The sequence below is a fragment of the Rickettsia gravesii BWI-1 genome, assembly GCF_000485845.1.
Classification (GTDB): Bacteria; Pseudomonadota; Alphaproteobacteria; order Rickettsiales; family Rickettsiaceae; genus Rickettsia; species Rickettsia rickettsii.
In genome coordinates, this window is record NZ_AWXL01000010.1 from 45565 (window position 1) to 72267 (window position 26703).

A 26703-nucleotide genomic window follows, 5' to 3' on the forward strand; every position below is an offset into this window, starting at 1 on the left:
CTTATTTTTTTAGTACCGGATAGTTTTTAAAAATGTTATGTTTTTGCAAGGCTTAGAGCTTTATAGGTCATGCCCGCATATGCGGGCATGACCTCAAACGCTTTTCAGAAACTGTCTGGCTATATTATTTTTTATGCACCCTAGACTATAATAAAAACTATGTCAAGATTTTTTAAAATAGTCTCATATATTGTTGTTAATTACACTTGTTATACTCAATCGCTGCTTTAATAAACTGAATAAATAACGGATGAGCTTCAAAAGGTTTAGATTTAAATTCCGGATGAAATTGTACTCCTACGAACCAACGCAGTAGAGGTAGTTCAATTATTTCTACAATCTCTTCATCTTTTGAAAAACCGCTAAATACTATTCCGTGTTTTTCAAAAATATTTTGAAATTCATTATTAAATTTATATCTATGACGATGTCTCTCATTTATTTCAAGGCTTTTATAAGCATTAGCTGCAATGGTACTTGCGACCAAACTACAAGGATAAGAGCCGAGTCTCATAGTCTTTTTTACATTTTCAATTATTATTTTTGAGTCTTCACAGTTTTTATTTATTTTCTCAATAATTTTTATACCGTCTACTTTAAATTCTTCCGTTACTGCATCTTTAATACCGATTAAATTCTGAGCTATTTCGATCGTCGCAAGTTGCATACCGAAACATATTCCAAAAAAAGGTATATTATTAGTACGGGCATATTTTATTGCTATAATTTTTCCTTTAGTTGCCCGTTCTCCAAATCCGCCTGGTACTAAAATCCCATCTATATCTAATAATTTTTTATTAATATTCTCTTCAGTTAGATTTTCAGCATTTATCCATACTAAATCAATTTTGTATTTGTAATAAATACCTGCATGATCAAGTGCTTCGATTACTGATTTATAAGCATCTTTTAATTTATGATATTTAGCTATTATAGCGATTCTTACTTTTGAATTAGAATCTTTTAGCCTATTAATTATATCATACCATTTATCTAATTTAGACGGCATGACATTAATATTAAAAAATTTTAATACTTTATTGTCAAGACCTGAATTATGATATGCAATCGGTACTAAATATATATTTTTTTGATCTATTGCCGGAACAACATACTCAGATTCTATATTACACAATAAAGCTATTTTATCTATTTCGCCTTTTGAAATGTTACGTTCTGCACGACACACTAGTATATTAGGTGAAATACCTATAGCGCGTAATGCTTTAACTGAGTGTTGGGTAGGTTTTATTTTTAATTCACGGACGGTTTTAACATAAGGTAATAATGTTAAATGAATAAATAAACAATTTTCGCTTTTTAATTCGTTACCAATTTGCCTTATAGCTTCAAAAAACGGTAGACCTTCAATATCACCGACTGTACCGCCTATTTCACAAATAATAAAATCAAAACCCTTGGTGTTTGAAAGTATAAAATCTTTTATTATATTTGTAACATGCGGGATGATTTGAACAGTAACGCCGGCGTAATTTCCTAAACGTTCATCTTTAAGTAATTTTGAGTATATCGCACCCGTTGTGATGCTATCAAATTTGCATGCAGAAACTCCAGTAAAACGTTCATAATGTCCAAGATCTAGATCGGTTTCTGCTCCATCATCGGTTACATATACCTCACCATGTTCGTGAGGATTCATAGTTCCCGGGTCAATGTTAAGATAAGGGTCTAGTTTTCGTACACTTACTCTAAAACCTTTCGCTTGCAATAGCATAGCAAGAGATGCTGCCGTTAGACCTTTACCGAGTGATGAAACAACGCCGCCGGTAACAAAAATGAAATGTACCATTATTATAAACCTAGTTTACTAATATTTTCGTAAAATTTTACTGCTTTTTTTAAGTCTTCTTCCGTATCTACGGAAATAGGAACATTCTCAACTAAACATGTACCTATAGTCATGCCGTTTTCAAGGACACGTAATTGTTCTAAACGTTCTGTTTTTTCTAAAAAAGTTGGCTTAAGAGATACAAATTTTTCTAAAGCGTTTTTGCGAAAACCATACATGCCTACATGATATAAAAATTCTTCTGCACCGTTTGGAATAAGACTACGCGAAAAATACAATGCTGTCCCCGCCGAATCAACCGCTACGGTAACATTACTACTAGCTTCCACTGATTCTCTATCTGCTTTTACTATCGGTGTAACAATATCGTATTCGCTGTTTTTTAAATATTCTATAATTTTCAAAATAGAGCTAGGTTCAATGAAAGGCATATCTCCCTGTACATTAACTATGTAATTAATGTTTTGATTATTTGGAATTAATTTAAAAGCTTCATAAGTACGATCAGTACCGGTTGGGATAGCGCTATCCGTGAATATTACTTTTCCTCCGACTTTTTTAATAACGCTTGCTATCTCTTCCGAGTCGGTCGCAACATATGTATGCTCAAGGCCCGCTTGATTTACTTGTTTGAATACCCGCTCGATTAAAGTTATAGAGCCGATAAGCTGCAGCGGTTTTTGTTTAAGCCTAGTTGAACTTAGCCTTGAGGGGATAATTATAGCCACGTCCTGATGCTGCATAAACTTCCTACATTTAAATTAAAAAATAATTGTTGACAGACTAGCTTTTTTCGACGATAAAGTAAAACATAATTTTTGAATATATGCAATATATTTAAGAGCTCGTAGCTCAGTCGGTAGAGCATTTGACTTTTAATCAAAGGGTCCCGGGTTCGAATCCCGGCGAGCTCGCCATACTTCTACACTGTGGGTTTGTAGCTCAGCTGGTTAGAGCACACGCCTGATAAGCGTGAGGTCGGAAGTTCAAGTCTTCTCAAACCCACCATTCAATCCGCTACAACAATAAAATCTGTATTATCATAATTATAAATCAAGGTGATCATTTATTAATATTGCTAAGTTAGGATGATATTGTCAAGCTAAGGTTTAGATTATGAAAAAATACAAATTTACTGAAAAAGAACAAGAAATACTAGATTATTTTGAACAAGATGAGCTTTGAGAGTTATCTAAAAAAGAACTAGAGAGCCAAAAAAAATATAGCTAAAATTGCCGCAGCTAATTTTTTTAAAAAATCGGAAAGAATTAATATTAGATTGTCGTTATACGATTTAAATCATATAAAAAGAATTGCAGCACAAGAAAGAATGTCTTATCAAACTCTTATTGCTAGTGTTTTACACAAATACGTGTCCGGATATTTAAAATTAGATAAGCTTAGTTAATCAATACTTTTTTTATATAAATAACATTTTTTCTCAATGAGTCTTTTAGAGGTAGAAAAAGGTTAGAGGGTAAATTATCAAGAGCAAACCACTACCAGCTTTCTACTTTATGAGGCTCAAGATTCTGTAATTCATGCTCATTTAAACAATGAGCTTTAAGGAAAATCAAGACGTAATGCTTTTGTTCTTTTTCAAAAATATCGTTAGTCACCGCTATCAATTGTGGGTTTTCAATGATCAGATTTGTTTCTTCTAAAACTTCACGGGTAACACATTCTTCAAATGTTTCTCCAAATTCTAAATGTCCACCGACAGGAGCATAACTAGACTCACCATGGGAACTAATACGTTTACCTAATAAAATTTCATTCCTATTATTAAAGATTAAAATACCGATACCGATGCGTAGGTGGTTAGTCATATCTAACTATTAACTCTGGATTGACTTATTAATATCGTATGTTAGCTTCTAAAGCAAATAAAAAAATATTGCTTATTTAAATACCGTGAGCTATTTGTAGATTATATTTAATATTTACCTGTAGTTATGAATTCTACCAATCAATTACAAAATAATAGCTTAACTAATTCTTGGCTTAAGCTTGGTATTTTATCCTTGGGATTTGCGGGTTTATATTCAATTATTTTGGTGGTACTACGTACCCCGCAATTATCAAGCTTTTTCCCAAATCCGCATATTTTCAAATCTGCTTTAATTATTCATGTTAATTTATCGGTATTGATTTGGTTATTGTCCGTTACGGCTAGTGTTTGGGGGGGTGAAACGTCATTGCGAGGAGAGGCAAAGCCTCGACACGGCAATCTCGTGAAACAATACAAAATTCCTGAGATTGCCACGCTCTCTAAATTCGCTCGTAATGACGTGTTTCGCCTTTACCCCAAACTTGCTTTTCTAGCTACTTTTCTAATCGCCATCTCCCCAATAGCCGGGCATAATCCGGTGATGAATAATTATATACCGATGCTTGAAAATATCGTATTTATTTTGGGGTTAAGCTTATTTGGTGTTACGTTGCTATTGTACGCTATAAATATTTTATATTTCTTTGATTGGATGAACTTAAATAGTCTAGTTAATTTTACCGTATTATCGACTATTATAATGTTTATTTTAAGCTTTATTTGTTTTGGATGGTCTTATAATAGCTTGCAAAACATCATTCAAATTATTCCAATCGAGATAGAATTTTATTATGAATTACTTTTTTGGAGCGGAGGTCATTTACTGCAATTTATATATACTCAAATATTAATATTTATTTGGGTTAGTTTATTTAGAGAGTTAATAGCTAGAGAATTGAAATTTCAAAAATTCTATTTTTTCTTACTTTATTTAAATTTTATTTTCGGAATTCTTACACTTTTCGGTCATATATTTTATGATATTATCGATGGAGCCTTCAAAGTATTCTATACAAATCATATGAAATATCTAGGCGGCATTGCTCCTGTTTTATGTTTAATAGGTATGGGGGTTGAGTTGGTGTGGGTATTTGTCATCCCGCGGCTTAACCGCGAGATCCAAACAAAATATCAGAATAATGTTATAGATCTCGCGGTTAAGCCGCGGGATGACACGGTTACAATAAATGACAGAGTAATCAAAACCATCTTACTTTGCTCTATTACTTTATTCTTACTTGGCGGGCTTATAGCAATGAATATCACAGGTATAAATGTAGCAATTCCTGCTCATTATCATGGGTCTATAGTAGGGATTAGCATTGCTTGTATGGGGTGTAGTTATTTGGGTATTGGGAAGTATCAACGTCATTGTGAGCGACTAAAAAGAGCGTGGCAATCTCATGAGGTAATACAAAAACTCCCTAGATTGCCGCGTCGGTACTTCGTGCCTCCTCGCAATGACAATATTATTAATTTTACATTTTACCTCCTAACATTCGGGCAGATTCTGCATATACTAGGTCTAGCATTCGCCGGTGGTTACGGTGTTATGCGGAAAGACCCAAATAGTGTAATGCCGATGTCAGCTAAGCTATTAATGGGAATGATGGGCGGAGGAGGGTTTATTGCTATAGTAGGCGGCTTGATGTTTGTATATATTTGTGTTAAAGTAATGTTTTTTAAAGGTATAAAACTAGCACATGAGTAAACCAACTAGAGAAGAAGCTAAAGAGGCAGTAAGAACGTTACTAAAATTCATTGGTGAAGATCCAAGCAGAGAAGGGCTGCTTAAAACGCCTGATAGAGTAATTAATAGCTACGCAGAAATATTTTCCGGTTATGGGAAGGATGTAGCAGAAATATTAAATACCAAGTTTTATGAAACTTGTAATTTTCAAGATTTTATCTTACTGAATATAAAATTTACCTCTTTCTGTGAACATCATATATTACCTTTTAACGGTACAGTAGATATAGCCTATGTTCCTGATAATTGTATTGTCGGCATAAGTAAGCTAGCACGAATAGTAAATATTTTTGCTAGAAGACTACAAATCCAAGAAAAAATGACGGTACAGATAGCAGAAAGCGTGCAGGAGAATTTAAAGCCGCTTGGTGTTGCCGTTAAGATTTCTGCCGTACATAGTTGTATGTCAATGCGTGGCGTAATGCAAGATAATAGCGTTATGAATACCATGCATTATACGGGTATATTTGCCGAACAGCAGAAATATCGTCATGAGTTTTTAAACCTTACTGCTAAAAGGTGATACGTTATTAATGTTATTTCTGCGGAAGCAGGAATCCAGTAATTTTGTCATACCGCGACTTGATCGCGGTATCCAGAAAAAATTTTAAAAAAACTGGATCCTGTGGTCAAGCCACGGGATGACAAAATAAATGATTATAAATATAGCAAAAAAGTAAATAAAATATGTTATTATCAAAATATTTTTTACCTGTGTTAAAGGAAGAGCCAAGTGAAGCTCAAGTAACTTCGCATAAATTAATGCTTAGAAGCGGAATGATTAGGCAGCAAGCAGCAGGGATTTATACTTGGCTTCCGCTTGGCTTAAAAGTATTGAAGAATATCGAGAATATAGTACGCTTAAATATGAATAAAGCGGGAGCTTTGGAAGTTCTAATGCCTTGCATTCAGCCGGCACATTTATGGATGGAATCGGGACGTTTTGATAATTACGGTAAAGAAATGCTGAAATTTCAAGATCGCCACGATAATACTTTACTCTTCGGTCCTACTAACGAAGATATGATTACGGATATTTTTCGTCATAATATTAAGTCATATAAGGATTTGCCGAAAAATCTTTATCATATCCAATGGAAATTTCGTGATGAGATTAGACCTCGTTTTGGTGTTATGAGAGGGCGAGAGTTTTTAATGAAAGATGCTTATTCTTTTGATATAAATGAAGAAAATGCCGTTAAAACCTATAATCAAATGTATAAGGCTTATATCAATGCTTTCAAAGATTTAGGCGTGTTTACTATCCCTGTTATTGCCGATAACGGTCCGATCGGTGGCAATTTAAGCCATGAGTTTCATATAATCGCTGAAACTGGTGAAAGTACTATTTATTACGATAAAAAGTTTAAGACATTAAAAGATAATCCTGATATCGATGTAGAGGAAATTAAAAGTTGGTATGCGGCAGCTGAAGAAAAACATGAAGTAAATAAATTACCTATATCTGAACAAGAAATAACCAGCAGTAAAGGAATAGAAGTAGGGCATATTTTTTATATAGGCTCAAAATATTCGGTTAATATGAATGCACTTATTAATGATGAGCATGGTAAACTAACTCCTATAGAAATGAGTTCTTATGGCATAGGCATTTCAAGGTTAGTTGCGGCTATCATAGAAGCAAATTGCGATGAGAAAGGTATCATATGGCCTTCTAGCGTTGCTCCTTTCAAAGTTTCTCTAATTAATTTAAATATTCATGATAGTAAATGCGTAGAGCTTGCGGAAATGGCTTATAAAGAGCTATCAGATAAAAATATAGAAGTGTTATATGACGATACCGAAGCACGTCCAGGCAGTAAATTTGCAACGCATGATCTTATAGGCTCACCTCATCAAATTATAATTGGTCCTAAAAAAGCCGCAAATAATATTGTTGAATTAAAAGATCGTAAAAGTGGTGTTATAGAAGACATTGAGGTAGGTAGTCTAATGAATGTATTGTAAAATAAAGAGATATAAGTCATTACGAGGAAATTGCATAGTAATTGATGAGGCAATCTCAGGAGTTTGTTATTATTTCATGAGATTGCCACGCAGTCTACGGCTGTTCGCAATGACGATTTTGGAGTCATGCAATAAGGCTAATACCCTATGGGAATGATATAGAAAAAATATTCTTCGTAGACAATGATAGTATCATATGATACTATCATATAATGAATAGTAAACCGTCTTTTCAAATAACTAATAAAATCTTGGAGTTATCACAAGATATTTCTTATGAGCTTGGTATTTTAGCCGGTAGCAAGCTTTACTCTCAACCTATAAAACTTAGAAAAAATAATCAAATTAAAACCATCCATTCTTCTTTAGCAATTGAAGGAAATAGTTTAAGTGTAGAGCAGATAACCGATATAATAAACGGCAAGCGTGTACTCGCACCTGAAAAAGATATTGTAGAAGTAAAAAATGCTATAAAACTATACAATAATCTGACTATATTTAATCCCTTCAAAATTGAATCATTATTAAAAGCACATGCGATATTAATGCAAGGATTAGTAGAAGATAACGGAAAGTGGCGTAAAGGTAATGCCGCTATATTTAAAGGTACAGAGATTATACATTTTGCCCCTACGGCAAGCCGTGTATCTTTATTAATGCAGGATTTATTTGAGTTTATAGCACAAGATAAGAAAATTTCTGGAATAGTTAAAGCTTGTATATTTCATTATGAGCTTGAATTTATCCATCCTTTTTCAGACGGTAACGGACGAATCGGTAGATTATGGCAACAATTATTACTAATGCAAGCTAATAAAATTTTTGAGTATATTTCCGTTGAAAGTTTGATAAGGAATAATCAAAGTGAATATTATAGTGTTTTAAGTAAGTGTGATAAGCTTGGTGAATCAACCTTATTTATCGAGTTTATGCTTGATAAAATAGTTGCAGCATTAAGATTATATAGTAATAATATTATATATGAGGCAAATACGCCTTTATCTAGAATAGCATTTGCTAAGGTTCATTTAATAGATCAATGGTTTTCTAGAAAAGATTATATTACTGTACATAAAAATATTTCTACGGCAACGGCTAGTAGAGATTTGTTATATGGTTTAGAGCGTAAACTTTTAATAAGTAAAGGGGATAAGAATCAAACTTATTATAAGTTTGTGTAGTTTTTAATCTCATTCCTGCTTTTGTGTATGAGAGTGTTAACTTAAGAGAAGAAAAAACCTCTGATGCCATTCCCGCGAAAGCGGGAATCCAGTACTTTAAAGCTTTTTAAAAGCTCAATTTATCTTGCTTTACCCCTAGATTTCTGCTTTCGCAGGAGTAACATCATATCACTGATTCAAAAAGAGATTAACATGAAAAATTTTATAAAATATTTGTTTTTTACCGGTCTATATATAGTAGTGACGATAATAGTTGCTTATATGGTTTTGGCTCAAACTATTCCTAATGATGGGCAGTGTCATATGATGGATAGACCGCTTGTTATTCATTACATCTTAGCAGCAATTATTACCGCTTTACCGACACTAATTTTAATATATAGTAAAAAGAAAAAGTAAATATATGATCGGTAAATTAAGCGGTAAAGTTGATTTCCAAGGCGATGATTACGTTATAATTGACGTAAACGGGGTAGGGTACTTAGTCTATGCTTCAGGTAAAACTTTAGGTAAACTTGCTGAAGGGGAGTTTTATAAACTATTTATCGAAACCCATGTTAGAGAAGAACATATTCATCTTTACGGTTTTTTGACTCTAGAAGAGAAGCATTTTTTTAATTTGCTACAATCAGTAAACGGTATAGGTACAAGAATGGCTTTATCTATCTTATCAAGCCTTACGCCTTCAGATATTCAAATTGCTGTAAATAATGAAAATAAAAATATATTTAAAGCAATATCCGGAGTAGGGGCTAAACTTGCTGAACGTATAATGCTAGAGCTGAAAGGTAAAGTAGCGAAAATATCAAGCGGTTCAGCTATTATTAAAGAGAGCTTAAATATTAAGAATATCACACCCGTTGCAAGTAATGAAGTAATAAAAGCCCTAGTAAATCTAGGATTTTCTAGATTTGAAGCTCAAAATGCTGTTCAAGGCATCATTACCCAAAATCCCGAAATCTCTATTGATGAATTAATCAAAACAGCCCTGAAAAATCGAAATTCTATCTTTAGTTGATAGATTAGAAGTTATTTTACCTATTAATTACTAAAATTAATAGGTAAAATATATGTCCAAGTTAATAGAATATTTAAAAACAATATAGGCTGAAGAAATATTAAAAGAGCTAGAGAAAGACCCTGCTACTTTAAGTATTACCGAGGTTAATTTTGTACCACAATCACCGGTATTTGTAGCTGCTGGATACTCTAAAATTCCTGAAGATGCTTTAAATGGGTTATTTAATGCTTTACAAGGAGACGCTACTATAAAGTACTTAAGCACTGATAGTTTTTCGTGGAGTTTAAAATCAATAAAGTTATTTGCTGAATTTTTTAAAGATCCGCTATGCCGAATTACCGACATTAGTTTTATAAATGCTTTGAATAATGTTAATAAGATAGATGTTCTTTTAGATACCTTAAGAGTAAATGGAACTATAGAAAATATTAAACTAGCTCATAATTATTTAAGAGATAAGGGATTAGATAGATTAATAAATAATTTATTTAAGAAATCTATAAAAACTTTAGAAGTGCAAAATACAAATATAAGATTAGACAATGGAATAATAAATAATTTTATTAAATTTCTTAAAGAATCTAATATTGAAGCTCTTGATATTTCATCAAATCCTATAGTACAAGAAAATTTAATAAAATTACTCGAAGATATAAACGAAACAAAAATAAGCGATTTAGATATAAGTGGGATATTTTTTGATAATAATAATGTTCCTGCCTGATCCTTATTTGTTAAAAATACTAAACTTGCCGGATTGAATTTTTCATTAAGTACAGAAGTAAGCGAGGAATCAAAGAAAGCCTTATCGGATGCTATAAAAGAGAATAAAAGCTTAATTGGATGTAATATTTTAGGTTATAAGATAGGAATGAAATCTCAAGATAGACAAGAATTGGACGCACAAATTACAGAAATAACTGATGAAAATAACCTTACTATAAAAGATGTAGCAGAAGTTTTGAAAAATTATTATGAAAATCCTAATATAATATTATCAAATGAGATATTTGGTTATTATTTCAAGTTATATAAAGGATTAAATAAAAATTACCTTAAAGAAGAATTACAAAACTTAGGTGTCACTGATACAGAAAAATTTTTTGAAACCGTAGATAAACTTAGAGAAGGGGTAACTAGTTTCTGTAAAGAGAGATAATATAAAAGTCTAAAATAATTTATAGCATAAAACTATTTTTTAGCTATTATTAGTCATTATATTCGATTTAAAATAATGACTAATATATTATCACCTGAAAAAAGTGAAAATGATCAAGAATTGCCGATAAGGCCGTCATATTTGCAAGAATTTGTCGGTCAACAGCAGATTAAAGAAAATCTTTCGGTATTTATTAAGGCTGCAAAATCTCGAAATGAGCATCTTGATCATACTTTATTTTACGGTCCGCCCGGGCTTGGTAAAACTACGCTTGCTAAAATTATCTCTAATGAAATCGGCGGTAATTTTAAATCCACCTCCGGTCCTGCTATACTTAAGGTAGCTGATCTTGCTGCTATTCTTACCAATCTTGAAAAGAATGATGTATTATTTATTGATGAAATCCACCGCTTAAATACTGCGGTTGAAGAGGTTTTATATCCTGCTATGGAAGATTTTGAGCTGGATATAATTATCGGTGAAGGATCTGCCGCAAGGTCAGTGAAAATAACCTTGCCAAAATTTACCTTAATCGGTGCTACCACACGCCTCGGGCTGCTTAGTAATCCTTTGCGTGATAGGTTCGGTATTCCTATGCGGCTAAATTTTTATAATACCGAGGAATTGAGGAAAGTTCTAAATAGAGCAAGTAAACTACTTGATATTGATTTGACCGATTCAGGTTCTGAAGAAATAGCTAAAAGAAGTAGAGGAACGCCAAGAATTGCATTAAGATTGCTTCGTCGTATAAGAGATTTTGCAGCAGTTGACGGTAAATCAAGAGTAGATAAGGACATCTCTGATTTTGGGTTAAATCGTTTGGAAGTTGATCGCATAGGACTTGATAGCAATGATTATCGTTATCTAAAATTCATAGCGGATAATTATAACGGTGGTCCTGTCGGAATTGAAACGATTGCAGCTGCTTTGTCTGAACAACGTGACGCACTTGAAGAAACCATAGAGCCTTATCTTATACAGATAGGTTTACTACAAAGAACTCCTAGAGGTAGGGTAATCACGATTGCCGCTTTTGAGCATTTGAAAATGCCTGTACCGAATCAATCACATCATCAATTTAATATTTTTAATGAGAATGAATAACAATAATTTAAATGATAAATACACAGCCGCAGATGTTATAAAAAGGCTGATAAAAGATCATGTTAAACCTTACGCAAATAAAATATATTTTTCGATATTTTGTATGGTTGTTGCAGCACTTTGTACGGCAGTGATCGTACATGCGGCTAGACCTATTATTGATAAGGTTTTTTTAACGCATGATAAGAAAATGCTTATAATAATGCCTATAGTGCTTACTGTAACTTTTGTTATAAAAGGAATTTCAGAGTATTATCAGAATTATCTAATAAAATTTGTTGGGCAGAGAGTACTAAACGATTTACAGATAAAAATGTATGAGCATTTGTTATTTGCCGATATTTCTTTTATTCAAAACCAATCTTCAGGACGTTTAATATCTCGTTTTACTAATGATATTTCTTTGATGCGTGGAGCTGTTTCTAACTTACTTGTCGGATGTGCTAAACATTTCCTAACTGTAGTATGTTTAATAGCAACAATGTTTCATTTAGAACCGCTATTATCTTGCGTAGTTTTTCTTGTTTTCCCTTTAGCTGTTTATCCGGTGCAAAGGATGGGTAGAAAGATAAGAAGAATATTTGCACATTCACAAGAAGAGCTTGGGCATTATACCTCTCGGCTTGATGAAACATTTCAGTCAATTAAGATTATTAAATCTTTTGTAGGCGAAAAAATAGAAAGTAATAGAGCATCGTTGATTATTAATAATATTTTAGAGTTCTACAAAAAAACATCTAAGCTAGATGCGATGGTTTCACCGATTATGGAGGGTTTAAGCGGTCTTGCAGTTGGAGGGATGGTATGGTACGGAGGTAATCTAGTCCTGGAGGGGAAAAGTACGCCAGGGGCTCTTTTTGCTTTTTTGGCTTCTTTTGCAGCGGCTTATAGACCGTTTAAAAGTTTGGTATCGTTAAATATTAATTTGCAAGAAGGAATAGCAGCAGCTAAGAGGGTATTTAGTATTTTGGATACCGAGCCTCTTATTAAAGATCATGAAGATGCTAAAGACGTAGATTTATATAATCCACAAATTACTTTTGAAAAACTAGCTTTAAGGTTTGAGAGTAAAATAGCTATAAAATATATAGATTTAAGGCTAGAGCCTCATAAAATTATTACGTTTGTCGGGCGTTCAGGTAGTGCTAAGACTTCGCTTAGTAATTTATTAGTGCGTTTTTATGATCCAAATGAAGGAAGAATTTTAATTAATAATCATGATATTAAAGATATTAAGCTTACTTCACTTAGAGGTCAGATTGCCTTAGTTACTCAAGATACTCATTTATTTGATACAAGCGTTGCAGAAAATATAGCATACGGTCAGGAAAACGCTACAAGAGAAGAAATAATTAGAGCAGCAAAATATGCCGATGCTCATGAGTTTATTATGCGTCTGCCGAACGGTTATGACACGCAGATAGGGGGGCAGGGGACAACTCTTTCAGGCGGTCAGCGTCAGCGTTTATCTATTGCTAGAGCTTTCTTAAAAGATGCCCCTATTTTAATTTGGGATGAAGCAACAAGCAGCTTAGATCAAGCTTCCGAACAGAAAATTCTAGAATCGTTAAAGAAATTACGCCAAGGAAAAACCACTTTAATTATTACGCATCGTTTAAGCAGTATTACCGATCTTGATAATATTATCGTCATGAAAAACGGTGAGATTTGTGAACAAGGAACTCATACACAATTGCTTAAGAATAAAGATGAATATTATAGGTTGTATAATAAGGAGTTAAGAGAAAATGGTTGATTTATACAGTAAATAGCTTATATTTCTTAATTTTATTAATTATTATTGCAACACTAATATTTTTGTCATTGTGAGAAGAATTACATAGTAATTCGACGAAGCAATCTCATGATGTTTGACAAGATTGTCACGTCGGGACTATGTCCCTCCTCACAATGACGATTTAATGAAATATCACAATGCGCATTACCAAGATTTTTAAAGATTATCGATTATTTGAAATATTTATTTTAGGAATAGTTAGCGGTATGCCGCTGGTTATAATTTTTTCTACTCTTGCGGTATGGTTAAAAGAATCCGGTATAGATATCGCCGTTATTACTACTTTTGCGGTTGCAAGGTTATCATATTCGTTAAAAGTATTTTGGTCGCCTCTAGTCGACAATTTTAAAATACCTTTTTTAAGTAGGTGGGGACATCGCAAAAGCTGGCTTATATTATGTAGCTCTTTAATGGCTTTAGTACTAATTGCTATGAGCAAGGAAAATCCTGAAGTTTCTTTAACTTCTTTCTATTTTTTGACTATATTATTAGGCTTTTTATCTAGCACGTTTGATATTGCCGTTGATGCGTTGCGTATAGATAAGTTTGATCAAGAAACACAAAGCATAGCTAGTGCAACCGCCGTATTCGGTTATCGAATCGGTATGCTTATTACAGGGGCAGGTGCTTTATACCTTGCAGAAATAACTGGAAATAATTGGCAATTAACTTTCTGTGTTATAGCTATAATATTTGTCGTTGCAACGATATTTATAATAACCGTAAACGAAAAAGAATTAGTAAGAGAAAAAATTAATATTATTTCTATTACTTCATGGATTTTTACAGTAATTAATCCTTTCAAGGATTTTTTCAAAAGAGAATTTGCCGCAACTATTTTACTTGCGGTAATATTTTTTAAATTAGGCGATGCTATGCTTGGAGCAGTTGCCTCACCTTTTTATATAGAGCTTGGTTATACAAAAGGCGAAATAGCAATAATAGCTAAACTTTATGGATTGATTGCAACCTTAGTCGGCGGTTTCGTTGGTGGTATTGTAATGTATAGGGTGGGGAATTTTAAAGGTTTGATTATTACCGGTATTGCCCAAAGCTTAACGCATTTTGCATTTATTTGGCTTAATCATCAGCCTCCTTCTTTTGAAGCTTTATTAATTGCTATTACTATAGAGAATTTTGCTGCCGCTATGGGTGCTACTGCTTTAGTCGGATATATAGGTAATTTATGTAATAAAAAATATTCCGCAACACAATATGCTTTACTTAGTAGTGCTAGTAGTTTATGTAACAATACTGTCACTATTTATGCTGGAAAACTCGTAAATATGATGGGCTGGGACGGTTTTTTCCTCTTTACTATAATTTTAGCCTTGCCTGCTTTGTTTATATTAATGTATCTTAATAAAAGGTTAATGTGTAGTAAGTATTATTTTCATCGTCATTGCGAGCGACCATAGGAAGCGTGACAATCTAGGAAAATAATAAAAAAATGCTATGCATTTTTTACTGGATTGCTTTGTCAAAATTTACAATTTTTCCTCGCAATGACGAAAAATCACACTTGATTTAATTTGAATAATATTTTATTTAAAATGTTTAGGAAATTTTTATTACCTTATATTTTTGTTGTAACATTTTTCTTTGCGCCTATAAGCGAAGCAAAAAAAGCCGTAAAAAATACTCCTAAACCTCCTATTCAAACTAGTTTAGTAATTGATGCAAAAAGCGGTAAAGTGTTGCAGGCCCATAATTCACAAATTCGGATTTACCCCGCTTCTTTAACTAAGCTAATGACTCTATACTTAATGTTTGAAGCAATTGAAGCCGGTAAGTTACCTTTAGATAAAAAATTACTTGTATCAGCAAAAGCTTCAAAAATGCCGCCTTGTAAGTTGGGTTTAAAAGCAGGGGAAACTATAACCGTTCGAGAGGCAATTAATGGGTTAATTATAAAATCTGCTAATGATGCTGCTGTAACGGTTGCTGAGGGCATGAAAGGTTCAGAGAAAGCTTTTGCTCATTTAATGAATGTTAAAGCTAAACAGCTCGGTATGAAGAATACCTATTTTAAAAATGCTTCAGGTTGGCATGACCCATTACAGCAAACTACCGCAAGAGATATGGCTAAACTGGCCATGGCTTTGAAGAGAGATTATCCTAAATTTTATCCGTTATTTGCTAAAACCAGCTTTGTATTTCGTGGAAACGTAGTAAACGGACATAATAGGGTTACTAAAAATTATCAAGGTGCAGAAGGGATGAAAACAGGTTTTCATACACCAGCAGGTTATAATTTAGTAACTACTGCTTCTAGGAACGGTAAATCATTGATTGCCGTTGTTACAGGCGGCAAAAGTGCTGCATCTCGTGATCAAAAGATGATGGGGCTACTAGATCAGCATTTTAATATTAAGCCTATAGTCCCTAAACCTTCAATCAAGCTTGCCTCTAATAATAAATCTACTACAAAAGCTAAATCAAAAATAATAAAGAAAAAGAATATACGTAGTTGAGATGTATTGTCATTGCGAGACCACAAAGTGGTCGTGGCAATCTCATGAGGTAATACAAAAACTCCTGAGATTGCTTAGTCGAAACTTAAGTTGCTCCTCGCAATGACGTTAAAAATCGAGCCATGCAACAATGCCTACGACTACTGACGATTTAATATTCACACATCTTTTAAGGATTTACTGCTAATTTATACTTTAAATTTACAAGTTTTATATGACAATTAACGCTACATTTATTGTTTTTTGTAACTTTAGTAGATGAAGATTTTTTAGAATTTTTAGCTAAAGTTTTACTTTGTGGTTTTTTTAGATTAATATTTTTTAGAAATTTCTCAGTTTCATTAGGTAAATATTCTATTTTTACTTTAGTTATACCTTGATTTTTAAATGCTAAAATTTCAGCCGCTTTTTGAGAAACATCTATTATACGATTTTTCTTAAAAGGACCTCTATCATTAACCATTAAAATTACTGTTTTATTATTGGCTTTGTTGGTAACTTTAACTAAGCAAGGGAGCGGAAGAGTTTTATGTGCAGCAGTTAATAAATTTCTATTAAATCTATCGCCGTTAGCTGTTTTTTTACCGTGAAAACCGTCTTTACGTCCACCGTACCATGAGGCATAACCTGTTTCGGTAAAAGATTTAGGGTTGTGAGGTTTGTAAGTCTTTCCTTTTATTTTATAATTTTTACCGACTTTATAATGTCCTTTATAAGTTAGATTATGAGGATCATCTTTTGATAATTCTTTGTAAGAATATTTGTGGGAATAAGGTAATCTTTTTGAGGTATTACAACCGCTTAGACCAAAACAAAAAATTAACAAAAATAATAAACCCTTTGCATAACTTGCTCCTAAAGGTAATTTGTATACCTTTGATACTTCAAGATTTGGTACGTCAAATTTCGGGATTTGCCTGTGTTTACGTATTTTTATACGTTGTGCAGGCTCACCACTTATTTGATTTCCAACTTTTGAAATATCTGCGGTATACGTCAATCCGGTACTCGCATCCTCACGTACTAAAGTGTACGCTGCGGTGCTACGTGCCGTGTTTCCTTCAAATTTCTCTTTATTAGCTTCGTTTTGCAAGAGGTCTAATTTGAATTTATGATTCTTCACTATTATCATTATTTGTGTTAAAGTTATTCATTATTTTAGCGTAACACACAACTTTTTCAACACCTTTTATTTTTGATGCAATAGAAGCAAGCTTTTCTAGCTCTTCTTCTGATCTTGCAACTCCAAATAAATAAACAATATTATCTATAGTTAGAATAGTATAATTAGCAAATTTAATGTCTTTTCTGACTAAATTTTTAGCTTTAATTTGCGTGGTTATCATACTATCTTTAGTATATTGGGCTAAGTCAAAATGATTACTGTTTTTACTTACTTTCAACTCATTAATAACTTCTTTTACGCTTTTTTGATTCCAAGCAATTTCTACGGCTTTTAACGCATCAGATTCTTTTTGAATATTTCCTGTTAATAATACTCTTCCTTGTGATACTTCAACCTTTATTTTAGTACCTAAATCTCTAAAATTATTTTTTACTAAATCAGCTTTAATGCTGGCAGAAATCCTTGAATCATTTAATGTTTCGGACATTGGTTGATCTTTTGAAGCAACAATGCCGGTAGTGGTTGCTGCGGTAAAAATAGCAGGTAAACAAGCAGATAGACTAAAAAAAAGAGCTATAAAAATTAGAACTCGTAATATCATAATAACAATAGTACCCTACGATTTTTAAAAAGATTGTATTTGTTCAAGAATTAACTGTTTGTTATAGTACCGGACAATTTTTAAAAAGTCATCGGTGTTATCTCTGTGAAAGCAGGGATCCAGTGCTTTTCTGTGTCATCCCGCGACTTGATCGTGGGATCCAGCTTAAAATACTAATATTATTAGTATTTAAAATTGTTTGTATGGACCCCGTGGTTAAGCCACGGGGTGACACAGTGGATTTTACCAGTCCATGCAACAAAGCCTACGCGGTAATGACATAAAGTAAAAATAGTAAGGTATTATATATCATATCTTACTATCCGGTAATTTATTCTTTAATAAAAGAGGTAATTGCAGTAAAATAAATATAAAAGTAATAGGTATTACACCGAATACTTTGAATTTTACCCATGTTTCATCTGAGAAATTACGCCAAACTACTTCATTAACTACAGCCATAAAAAAGAAAAAAGCCGCTGTTCTATAGCTTAAGGTTATCCAACTTTCTTCTTTAAGACGTACTATACTCTCTAAAGCATATTTGATAAAAGGATTTTTTCTTATACCGCTCATGAGAAATATTATTCCAAAAATAACATATAATATAGTAGGTTTGATTTTTATATACATTGAATCGCCGCTAATTAAAGTAATGCTTCCCGAAACTAATAAAACAGTCGTAGAAATAATAGAAAGCTTGGATACTTTCTTATCTATAACATAACAAAGGGTAATACAAATAACAGAGGTAATGAGCATATAAAGAGTAGCGTGTTGTATACCGCCTCCATAAAAAAAGCCTGCAAAAAATGCTATTACCGGACCAATTTCTGATAAAAGTTTTAACATATTTAATTTAATTGTTCTCTTTGATAAAATTAATTTGATTCATTTTTGTGTACTGATATTAAGTTATTTTTGGAATATCTTAATTTTATTTGTATGACAATATTTATCAGTAATATAGTAGTAAAATAAGCCAGTACTTGTAGCCCGTTAGGTCTTGCAATATAACCGGTAACAATATGTAAGATTTTACCTATCATACTTCTATCTGCTACTAACCATGAACTATCCCAAAGTTGATCGGATAAAAACATAACTAGACCGGAAGAGGTTAAAATACCTGCAGCACTTGCTGCAAATCCGCCTGCTATTAGCATTAATAATACGGTAGAGATTTTAAAAATATATTTTTGATTAGCAATCTTAATGAAACCGAAATATATTACTAAACCAAGTAAGAAGCCACTTGTAGCACCTATTATCACTCCTTGCAAGTAAATACTGCTTGATATTGTTTCAACTGAAGATATGCTATATACTAAAATAATAATTTCTGCACCTTCGCGTAATATAGTAGTGGCAACTAAAAAAAACAACATGAAATAACTGGCATTACCTTCATGAATTTTTACTGATAAGTCGTTTATATGTTGCTTTACTTTTATACCGTAACCTTGCATCCATATTATTGTCCAGCTAATCAGAATTGTTATTAGTATCATAATTCCGGAATCGAATAACTCGTCGCCTATTCCGCCAAAAGATAAAGATAATTTACGTGTAAAAAATGCAAAAATTGAAGCAAATACTACTCCAAGCATTACTCCAGCAATAATATAAAGACGAGATTTTTCTATTTGTTTTGTTACGACGAGTATTACACCAAGTAATAAGGATATTTCTAAACATTCACGAAATACTACTAAAGCAATTTTAAACATATTTTTTATCTAATCATTAACAATTATAAAACCCTGAGCCGTATCTTGATGAAAATCTCCAAAAAATTCATATTTTCCGGACTTGAGAGGTGCAAGTATAATATGTATTGACTCATTTGGCATAACTATTTTTTCACGATGTAAATCATGACTTTCAAATTCTTCTACCGTATCATCTTCATTATGAACAATTAACCTTATCTTAGTCGATTTTGGTACTTCAACTATATTCGGAACAAATTTATGATCTTGTATAGCTATCTTTACTTCTAATATATTATCGTTTGTTTTATTATCGGAACTCTTACTTGCAGAGATATAAGTAATTACTGCTAAAAATATTAAACCTACTATAATAATATTTTTGTTTTTTTTAATAATTTCCATACTATTTAATAATTTCCATACTATAATTAAAGTTTAAAGTAAAATGCTTATATACTCGTTTAATTTGAGTTTTAAATTTGTAATAATTACAAAATTTATCCTGCAATTTTTATTAATGCTATAAGATATACAATTATTATCATTATGACAAGGATAGATAATAAAATATAATTTTTTTGTCTTTGAATTTTATTTTGTTTCATATTTATTTAATTTTGTTTAAAGTTTCCTAGTTCAAGCAAAAGATATTCATTTATCGGTAACGATTCATGAGAAATAATTTTATTTATGTTAGAACCTAAGGTTTTAAATGTTTTGCCTTCAGCAATAACACTGCGTGTTCCAACCGTTACTTTACCTTGCAAGGCGTAAGAAAAAATTAAAGGATATGTAATATCGCCGATTTTCATATCTATTTGTTGCCCTTTTGCTTTTGAATCATATAGTATTTTACCGTTTGATAAGCGAGTAATTTTAGCATTAAAGCTTACTTTTTCACCACATAATAAAGGAACACGATAAGCTATCTCATCGTCATAAATTTTAACTTCATTACTTTTAACAAAATTTTGCGGTAATATGGATTTTAAAATTACATTAACTTTATAATTATAAGCATCATCGAAGATAATATTATTACTATTATTAACGGCATATTTTGCCGGAATAATAGCTTCTCGTGCTTCTCCTACCATCATACCGATTATTACATTATCTAAGCCAAGCATTACAGGAGCAGAGCCTAAAGTAAAAGTCTTAGTATCTTCAGATATTAAAGTATTGTTCATATCTGATATTTGATAAAATACGGTAACTACATGTCCGCAAGAAGCGGGACCGATATTACCGCTACCGAGCGTATTAATTTTGAATAGTGTTTTTACTAAATCCTTACGTACTTCAATAGTGTAATCATTAGGATTGATAGGTCCATTTAATGGTTGTAAAATATTTTCAAAAAATGCTTTCCCTTCTTCGGTTTTAAGAGCATTTATTACTATTTTTGAAACCGTACGTTCAAATAAGTTACCGTTTAATGAAATAGGGGGTTCATTATTTATACTAGTTTGGTTTTCATCGGTAGATGAATTATTTGAAGCCGTTTGCTCTATAGTTGTAGGATTATTGTTGTCGGGAGAGATTTTTAATTTTACTATATTGTAAAGTATTAGAATTACAATTATTAAAGATAAAAATTTTTGCATGTATATAATATTTTAGTATAACAAAGTTTACTATAACAATCAATTACTTAATAATCAAATGAGAATAAAAATAATTTGATTAATAAAAATAATTGATTTAAATTTAGATGTAGATTTTATAAATATAGTGGTGAAAAGTGAAAAAATTTATATTTTGTTTTTTATGTTTATGGACATTAAACATATTTGCTGCTTCTAAAACTTACCCTAATAAGCTTAATCGTTGTAAAATTACTAGAAATATATTTAATGATTATGAACCAAAAGTTTTTGAAACTACTAATAATTTATTACGTAAAACAGGAAGATTATCAAAATTTTACGGTGAAAGGATATTAATTAAAGGAAAAGTATTAGATCAAAATTGCGTGCCGGTTGCGGATGCTAAAGTTTATTTATGGCAAGCAGGAAGCGGAGGTAAATATCCTTACGAACCTTTAAAAACTAGAGTTGATAAAAGAAGATTTACAAGTAAAAGCGATTCAAGTTTTACCGGTTCCGGTATTGCTACTACTAATAATAAAGGAGAATATTACTTTATTAGCATGTTGCCTTATAAATCTTCTCGTTATTTGAGAAGTGCAAATATAAGAATAGAGCATCCTAGTCTTACTACTCTCGAAACACGCTTAGACTTATCTGATCAAAATATGTGTGATAATGAGTGCGGTGAAGTAAATCCGATATTGATCGAACCGCAAGAAAATATGCCGTCTTATTGTTTTGACTTAGTTTTGCAAGGTACGACGCTTAAGAGGTATTGATACAGTACGTCATTGCGAGGAAAATTACGAAGTAATTTGACGAAGCAATCTCAGGATATTTGACGAGATTGCCACACAGTCTACGACTGCTCGCAATGACATTTTGCCTCTTTCTGCGGTGCTTCTAAAGGCTTTTTTATACCACAACTACATAATGTAAGTGCTAATACGAATAAATAAAATGTCTTCATTACTATAAATTATTATATGACCTTAAGAAATTATAATAAATATCTTATATATATTATAGTATTTTTATTATCTATAATAATTTTTATTCCTAAAATTCATGCTAAGCTCTATGAGAAGCCTAAGGATAAATTAGCATTTTTAAGAGGTTCAAGCGTTCCTGATAATATAATTTTTTTTGATGAAGAAAAAAATCAATATTCTCTTGATCAGTTTGAAGGAAAGACTATATTGTTAGTGTTTTGGGCTACTTGGAGTGCTCCTTGTGTCAAAGAAATGCCTGATTTTGATATGTTGCAAAAAGATTTTAGGAAATTACCTTTTTCAGTAATTCCGATTTCAGAAGATTATCAAGACATAAAAGTTGTGAAAGAATATTTTAAAAGCTATCAAATAAGATATTTGCCGATTTATCATGATTATAGAAATGAATTATTTAAAGCCTTAGGGGTTGTTAGTTTACCGACTAGTATATTAATAGACCCAAACGGCAAAATAGTAACTAGCTTTGTCGGCAATACAAATTGGTATGACGAAAAAGTTAGAGATACTATTTTATCTGCCATTTCCGGAAATTATCCTGAACCTAAAAATAGTTATAACGAGCAATCTCTGCATAAACCGGCTAAGCCTTTGCTGCCAATAAAAAAGGATGTTATAGTAACTCCAAGTAAATAGACGAAGTGTAATTTGGAAAAGAGCAAGGAGTCTATAAGGCAAGGAGCGGAGCGTATACTTAATAGGTGAGTACCGCAGATCTTATAAGACGGCATAGCCAATTTTTCAAATTAAACGAGTATATTAAATTAAAAATGAGTAAAATTAATGAATGAAGTAAATAAATCAACTATGGCGAATGCTGAATTTGATCAGATAATAACCAAACGGCAGATAAGTAAATTAGATCAATTATTTGCTTCGGTTTTTGGTAATTCTAAAGAGGTGATTGCCGTTTTACGCCTTAGCGGTGTTATCGGTAAAGTAAGTACTATGCAATCGGGACTTACGTTAGAATCATTAAATGAACTAATAGAAAAAGCTTTTAAAATAAAGAAATTAAAAGCATTATGTTTAATTATTAATTCTCCCGGCGGTTCCCCGGTACAATCTGAACTTATTGCAAAACGTATTCGTGACCTTGCTAAAGAAAATAAAATAAAAATTTATAGTTTTATTGAAGATATGGCGGCTTCAGGCGGATATTGGCTTGCTTGCAGCGGTGACCGGATATATGCTTTGCCGAGTTCGGTTATCGGTAGTATCGGAGTAGTATCAAGCGGATTCGGTTTTCATGAAGCAATTAATAAACTTGGGATAGAGAGAAGAGTTTATACGGAAGGCAAGAATAAATCAGTATTGGATCCGTTTAAACCTATTAATAAAGATGATCTTAAAATTATCAAAGATTTACAAAAGCAGGTTTATGAACATTTTATAGAATATGTAAAAACAAGAAGAGCAGGGAAGTTAACTCAGCAAGATGAAATTTTATTTAACGGTGAATTTTGGGCAGGGCAAACGGCGCTTGATTACGGCTTAATTGACGGCATAGGTGATATGTATAGCGTAATGAAAGAAAAATTCGGTGATAATATTAAGTTTCAATATCTGTGTGCTAAGCAACCTTGGCTTAAAAAGAAACTTGGCATGGGAAGTAAGATATTAACCGATAATCTTGCTAATTCTTTAATTGATGCGGTAGAAAATAAAATTATTAACGATAAATTTGATATGAAATAATATGACAATAACACAAGTTAAAATTAAAAAACTAGAAAATTTTTCCGGCAGTCTGCCGGAATATACTACAGAGCATAGTGCGGGGATGGATTTAATAGCCGCAAACGAGCAACCTATAACAATAAAAGCAGGCGCAATACAGCTAATTCCAACAGGCATCGCTATAGCACTACCGGATTCGTTTGAAGCCCAAATAAGACCCCGTTCGGGTCTTGCCGTTAAACACGGTATCACGATTGCTAATTCACCCGGTACTATTGATGCAGATTATCGAGGTGAAATAAAGGTCATTCTTATTAATCTCGGTAAAGAAGATTTCATTATAGAAAAAGGCATGCGAATTGCACAGATGATAATCGCAAAGTACGAACGTATATTATGGGAAGAAAGTAGTAGTCTTATGGAGACGATGCGTGGTAGCGGTGGCTTTGGTTCTACGGGTGTTTAGTTGGTCTCTATGTCATTCCCGCGTAGGCAGGAATCCAGAAAAAATAACCTTAATATTGATACAAAAATTACATATTAGGTAAAAATGAACCTATAAAAAATAAGTTTTTTATAGGTTTTACTGGATTCCTGCTTTCGCGGGAATGATATAAACGAGTCATGCAACAACGCTTTTAGTAGCTCGTAATGACTATTAAGTATCCACGCAACAAATCATAAAACTTATGAAAATCACAATAAAATTATTAACTTCTATATTCTTGTTATTAGCTTTGAAAGTAAATGCTAATTCTGATTCTGTAGATAATGTTAAGCAAGTTTTTATCTATATCGATCAAAAAAATTGGTCACAAGCTGAAGATTTAGCTCTAGAAGTAAATAATAAAATTTTAACAAAAATTGTACTTTCTCAGAAATATTTAGATAATAAATATTCAGATAATAGTTTTGAACATGTAATAAGGTTTTTATGCAATAACCCGGATTGGCCTCAAAATAAGCTGCTTGAAGAAAGAGCGGAAGAATATCTAAATAATAATACAAATAAAAAAGTAATTTTTGATTGGTTTAGTAAACATCCTCCTCTTACCGGCAAAGGTTATAAATTTTATGCGGCAGCTGCAAGTAGTTTAATCAAAGATCAGAAGATATTACTACCTATTATTAAAGAGGCTTGGGTATACGCCAATTTCACTCCTGAAGAAGAAAATGCATATTACAATAAGTGGCATAAATATTTAACTACGAGTGATCATTTAGAGCGAATAGAAGAACATTTATGGAAAAATGATATTAGATCTGCTGAGCAATCCCTGAAATATGTAGATCAAGGTTACCGTAATTCTTTTAAAGTCCAAATTGCGATTATAGGTAAATCGCCAAATGCTGAAAAGCTTTTTAAAAGTGTTCCTGAAAAATACTATACTTCCGGTTTATTATATCGTTATTTAGATTTTAAAAAAATGCAAAAGCCGACAAAGGAAATTATTACTTTGTTTAAGAAAGCTAAAAATAACCGTAAACATTTTGCTAAATGGTGTCGTATTCAGTCCTATTATGCTCGTGAATTCATCGATTACAAAGATTTTGCTAATAGCTATAGAATGGCAACGCTTCCTTTTGCTACTTGTCCTGAAACTATAAGGGAGCAGGAGTGGCTTGCGGGCTGGCTTTCTTTAAGTTTTTTAAAAAAGCCTGATCAAGCATTAGTACATTTTAATAAGTTTATTAAAGTTGTTAAGACTCCGATTAGTTTGGCACGTGGGTTTTATTGGCTCGGTCGTACTTATGCAGCAAAAGGCGATAAGCAAACGGCTAGAAAATTTTACGAGCAGGCAGCCAAATATTCTTTTACCTTTTATGGGCAGGTAGCAAATATTGAATTAAATAGGACAAAGTTAGTTTTACCTCCTATTCCCGTAATAACTTCTGAAGAAAGGGAAATTATGGAAAATAAAGAGATTATTAAAGCAATAAGGTTATTGGTTAAATATAATAAAAACTACTTAGCCCTGATATATTCCAAAGCAGCAATGAAAAACGCTAAAAATTCTGCAGAAATTCAAATAATTGCGAATATTATTAAAGCAAATAATAATACTAATCATATGGTTGAGGTGGCAAAAATTGCCGCCCAAAATAATGCTTTTATTCCGGATTGTGCTTTTCCAACGCCTTATAATCTAGTAGGTTTGCCTATCCCACCTCATTTAACTTATGGAATAATTAGACAAGAATCGGTTTTTGATCATAAAGCAGTAAGTCATACAAATGCTATGGGTCTCATGCAACTTATTAAAGGTACTGCTTGTGATACCGCAAGATCCATAAATGTTAAATGTAATGTAGCAGACTTAACTAGAAATCCGGTATATAATATTACACTTGGTTCGCATCATTTCAAAAAATTATTAGATGATCATAAAGGTTCTTATATTCTATCCATTGCTTCTTACAATGCCGGAAGTCATAATGTAGTAAAATGGATAGATAGGTTTGGTGATCCAAGGGATATAAAAGATACAAGAAAAGTTATTGACTGGATAGAACTTATACCTTATCGAGAAACAAGAGATTACGTTCAAAGAGTACTTGAAAATGTTCAGATTTATCGGGTAATCTTAAATAAGAATAGTAGTTTGTACTTTAAGCGTGACTTACATGCTTGTAATATAGCAAAAGTTAATTTCTATTAGTGTTTTATTTTGACATATAGTAATATATAAGTATAATGTTAAACACTAATTAAAAATATGGATTAAGGAGGGGAGTATGAAAAAATTAGAGCAACACTTTAAAAGACAGCGTAATGATACCGATATTCAAGTAAAGAAATATAAAAACGATCTTAATGTAATCGGCATTAGATATGACCATAAATCTGCACATGTTGAAGTTCCAAATTATGCTACCGGCGGG

General features: G+C 32.1%; 27 protein-coding genes and 2 tRNA genes. 19 read left to right on the forward strand and 10 right to left on the reverse strand.

The genetic code is table 11. The features are described from left to right. Positions 1–196 precede the first annotated feature (196 nt). The gene (locus RGRA_RS0103440) at positions 197–1810 is read right to left on the reverse strand and encodes a CTP synthase (RefSeq protein WP_017442992.1); all 1614 of its coding nucleotides are present in this window, start codon (positions 1808–1810) and stop codon (positions 197–199) included. Between the two features lie 2 nt (positions 1811–1812). Further along, on the reverse strand, positions 1813–2553 hold the full coding sequence (locus tag RGRA_RS0103445) for a 3-deoxy-manno-octulosonate cytidylyltransferase (RefSeq protein ID WP_017442993.1): 741 nt from the start codon (positions 2551–2553) through the stop codon (positions 1813–1815). A 98-nt stretch (positions 2554–2651) separates the two neighbouring features. Here RGRA_RS0103445 and RGRA_RS0103450 point away from each other — a divergent pair. Both RGRA_RS0103450 and RGRA_RS0103455 read left to right on the forward strand, forming a co-directional pair. Continuing rightward, positions 2652–2727: transfer RNA gene (locus RGRA_RS0103450), tRNA-Lys, on the forward strand. A gap of 14 nt (positions 2728–2741) precedes the next feature. Beyond that, a tRNA-Ile gene (locus RGRA_RS0103455) sits at positions 2742–2818 on the forward strand. 491 nt (positions 2819–3309) lie between these two features. Here RGRA_RS0103455 and RGRA_RS0103460 read toward each other — a convergent pair. Continuing rightward, positions 3310–3639 carry a nucleotide triphosphate diphosphatase NUDT15 gene (locus RGRA_RS0103460; RefSeq protein ID WP_017442994.1) on the reverse strand — a complete coding sequence of 110 codons (330 nt, stop codon included), beginning with the start codon at positions 3637–3639 and terminating at the stop codon, positions 3310–3312. A 126-nt stretch (positions 3640–3765) separates the two neighbouring features. Here RGRA_RS0103460 and RGRA_RS0103465 point away from each other — a divergent pair, with 126 nt between their 5' ends. The 6 genes from RGRA_RS0103465 to ruvA all read left to right on the forward strand — a co-directional run bounded on the left by RGRA_RS0103465 (position 3766) and on the right by ruvA (position 9558). Further along, positions 3766–5352, forward strand: coding sequence for a cbb3-type cytochrome c oxidase subunit I (locus RGRA_RS0103465; RefSeq protein WP_017442995.1), 1587 nt, complete (start codon positions 3766–3768; stop codon positions 5350–5352). After that, on the forward strand, positions 5345–5914 hold the full coding sequence (gene folE / locus RGRA_RS0103470; RefSeq protein WP_014410203.1) for a GTP cyclohydrolase I FolE: 570 nt from the start codon (positions 5345–5347) through the stop codon (positions 5912–5914). Before RGRA_RS0103465 ends, folE begins: the two co-directional genes overlap by 8 nt. Before the next feature lie 164 nt (positions 5915–6078). Beyond that, complete coding sequence (gene proS / locus RGRA_RS0103475) at positions 6079–7359, forward strand: proline--tRNA ligase (protein WP_017442996.1); 1281 nt, start codon at positions 6079–6081, stop codon at positions 7357–7359. Positions 7360–7571: 212 nt separating this feature from the next. Further along, positions 7572–8540, forward strand: a complete 969-nt coding sequence (locus RGRA_RS0103480; protein WP_017442997.1) for a Fic family protein — start codon at positions 7572–7574, stop codon at positions 8538–8540. Positions 8541–8732: 192 nt separating this feature from the next. After that, positions 8733–8939 (forward strand): hypothetical protein, encoded by a 207-nt coding sequence (locus tag RGRA_RS0103485; protein WP_014408529.1) that lies wholly within the window; start codon positions 8733–8735, stop codon positions 8937–8939. Between the two features lie 4 nt (positions 8940–8943). Next, positions 8944–9558, forward strand: a complete 615-nt coding sequence (ruvA, locus tag RGRA_RS0103490; RefSeq protein ID WP_017442998.1) for a Holliday junction branch migration protein RuvA — start codon at positions 8944–8946, stop codon at positions 9556–9558. 36 nt (positions 9559–9594) lie between these two features. On the opposite strand, the gene RGRA_RS0103495 is transcribed toward ruvA, so the two are convergent. Next, the gene (locus RGRA_RS0103495; RefSeq protein ID WP_017442999.1) at positions 9595–9906 is read right to left on the reverse strand and encodes a hypothetical protein; all 312 of its coding nucleotides are present in this window, start codon (positions 9904–9906) and stop codon (positions 9595–9597) included. A gap of 16 nt (positions 9907–9922) precedes the next feature. Between RGRA_RS0103495 and RGRA_RS0103500 the strand changes: the two genes are divergently transcribed. From RGRA_RS0103500 to RGRA_RS0103525, 6 genes are all read left to right on the forward strand, one after another. Continuing rightward, entirely contained in the window at positions 9923–10285 is a 363-nt protein-coding gene (locus tag RGRA_RS0103500; protein WP_017443000.1) for a leucine-rich repeat domain-containing protein, read from the forward strand. 147 nt (positions 10286–10432) lie between these two features. Then, positions 10433–10720, forward strand: a complete 288-nt coding sequence (locus RGRA_RS0103505) for a hypothetical protein (RefSeq protein WP_024547276.1) — start codon at positions 10433–10435, stop codon at positions 10718–10720. A 75-nt stretch (positions 10721–10795) separates the two neighbouring features. Then, a complete protein-coding gene (ruvB, locus tag RGRA_RS0103510) occupies positions 10796–11824 on the forward strand; it encodes a Holliday junction branch migration DNA helicase RuvB (protein ID WP_017443002.1) in 1029 nt (342 codons plus the stop codon). After that, on the forward strand, positions 11817–13580 hold the full coding sequence (locus tag RGRA_RS0103515) for an ABC transporter ATP-binding protein (RefSeq protein WP_024547277.1): 1764 nt from the start codon (positions 11817–11819) through the stop codon (positions 13578–13580). Before ruvB ends, RGRA_RS0103515 begins: the two co-directional genes overlap by 8 nt. 179 nt (positions 13581–13759) lie before the next feature. Next, a complete protein-coding gene (locus RGRA_RS0103520; RefSeq protein WP_017443004.1) occupies positions 13760–15040 on the forward strand; it encodes an AmpG family muropeptide MFS transporter in 1281 nt (426 codons plus the stop codon). 135 nt (positions 15041–15175) lie between these two features. Next, positions 15176–16096: a D-alanyl-D-alanine carboxypeptidase family protein gene (locus tag RGRA_RS0103525; RefSeq protein ID WP_024547278.1), complete on the forward strand. Its 921-nt coding sequence runs from the start codon at positions 15176–15178 to the stop codon at positions 16094–16096. Positions 16097–16265: 169 nt separating this feature from the next. On the opposite strand, the gene RGRA_RS0103530 is transcribed toward RGRA_RS0103525, so the two are convergent. The 6 genes from RGRA_RS0103530 to RGRA_RS0103555 all read right to left on the reverse strand — a co-directional run bounded on the left by RGRA_RS0103530 (position 16266) and on the right by RGRA_RS0103555 (position 21145). Then, positions 16266–17228, reverse strand: a complete 963-nt coding sequence (locus RGRA_RS0103530) for a septal ring lytic transglycosylase RlpA family protein (protein ID WP_017443006.1) — start codon at positions 17226–17228, stop codon at positions 16266–16268. Continuing rightward, the gene (locus RGRA_RS0103535; protein WP_017443007.1) at positions 17206–17823 is read right to left on the reverse strand and encodes a BON domain-containing protein; all 618 of its coding nucleotides are present in this window, start codon (positions 17821–17823) and stop codon (positions 17206–17208) included. Before RGRA_RS0103535 ends, RGRA_RS0103530 begins: the two co-directional genes overlap by 23 nt. Before the next feature lie 309 nt (positions 17824–18132). Continuing rightward, entirely contained in the window at positions 18133–18675 is a 543-nt protein-coding gene (locus RGRA_RS0103540; protein WP_014392169.1) for a septation protein A, read from the reverse strand. Between the two features lie 29 nt (positions 18676–18704). Beyond that, positions 18705–19553, reverse strand: coding sequence for an FTR1 family protein (locus tag RGRA_RS0103545; RefSeq protein ID WP_017443008.1), 849 nt, complete (start codon positions 19551–19553; stop codon positions 18705–18707). Positions 19554–19562: 9 nt separating this feature from the next. Then, positions 19563–19940 (reverse strand): cupredoxin domain-containing protein, encoded by a 378-nt coding sequence (locus RGRA_RS0103550; RefSeq protein ID WP_017443009.1) that lies wholly within the window; start codon positions 19938–19940, stop codon positions 19563–19565. A 209-nt stretch (positions 19941–20149) separates the two neighbouring features. Further along, positions 20150–21145: an FKBP-type peptidyl-prolyl cis-trans isomerase gene (locus tag RGRA_RS0103555; protein WP_017443010.1), complete on the reverse strand. Its 996-nt coding sequence runs from the start codon at positions 21143–21145 to the stop codon at positions 20150–20152. A gap of 137 nt (positions 21146–21282) precedes the next feature. On the opposite strand from RGRA_RS0103555, the gene RGRA_RS0103560 reads away from it, so the two are divergent. From RGRA_RS0103560 to RGRA_RS0103580, 5 genes are all read left to right on the forward strand, one after another. After that, complete coding sequence (locus tag RGRA_RS0103560) at positions 21283–21909, forward strand: dioxygenase family protein (protein ID WP_017443011.1); 627 nt, start codon at positions 21283–21285, stop codon at positions 21907–21909. A 207-nt stretch (positions 21910–22116) separates the two neighbouring features. Further along, complete coding sequence (locus RGRA_RS0103565; protein ID WP_017443012.1) at positions 22117–22776, forward strand: TlpA disulfide reductase family protein; 660 nt, start codon at positions 22117–22119, stop codon at positions 22774–22776. A gap of 147 nt (positions 22777–22923) precedes the next feature. Then, a complete protein-coding gene (locus RGRA_RS0103570; RefSeq protein WP_017443013.1) occupies positions 22924–23838 on the forward strand; it encodes a S49 family peptidase in 915 nt (304 codons plus the stop codon). Position 23839: 1 nt separating this feature from the next. Then, entirely contained in the window at positions 23840–24286 is a 447-nt protein-coding gene (dut, locus tag RGRA_RS0103575; protein ID WP_017443014.1) for a dUTP diphosphatase, read from the forward strand. A gap of 223 nt (positions 24287–24509) precedes the next feature. Continuing rightward, positions 24510–26480: a lytic transglycosylase domain-containing protein gene (locus tag RGRA_RS0103580; RefSeq protein WP_017443015.1), complete on the forward strand. Its 1971-nt coding sequence runs from the start codon at positions 24510–24512 to the stop codon at positions 26478–26480. Positions 26481–26703: the final 223 nt, after the last annotated feature.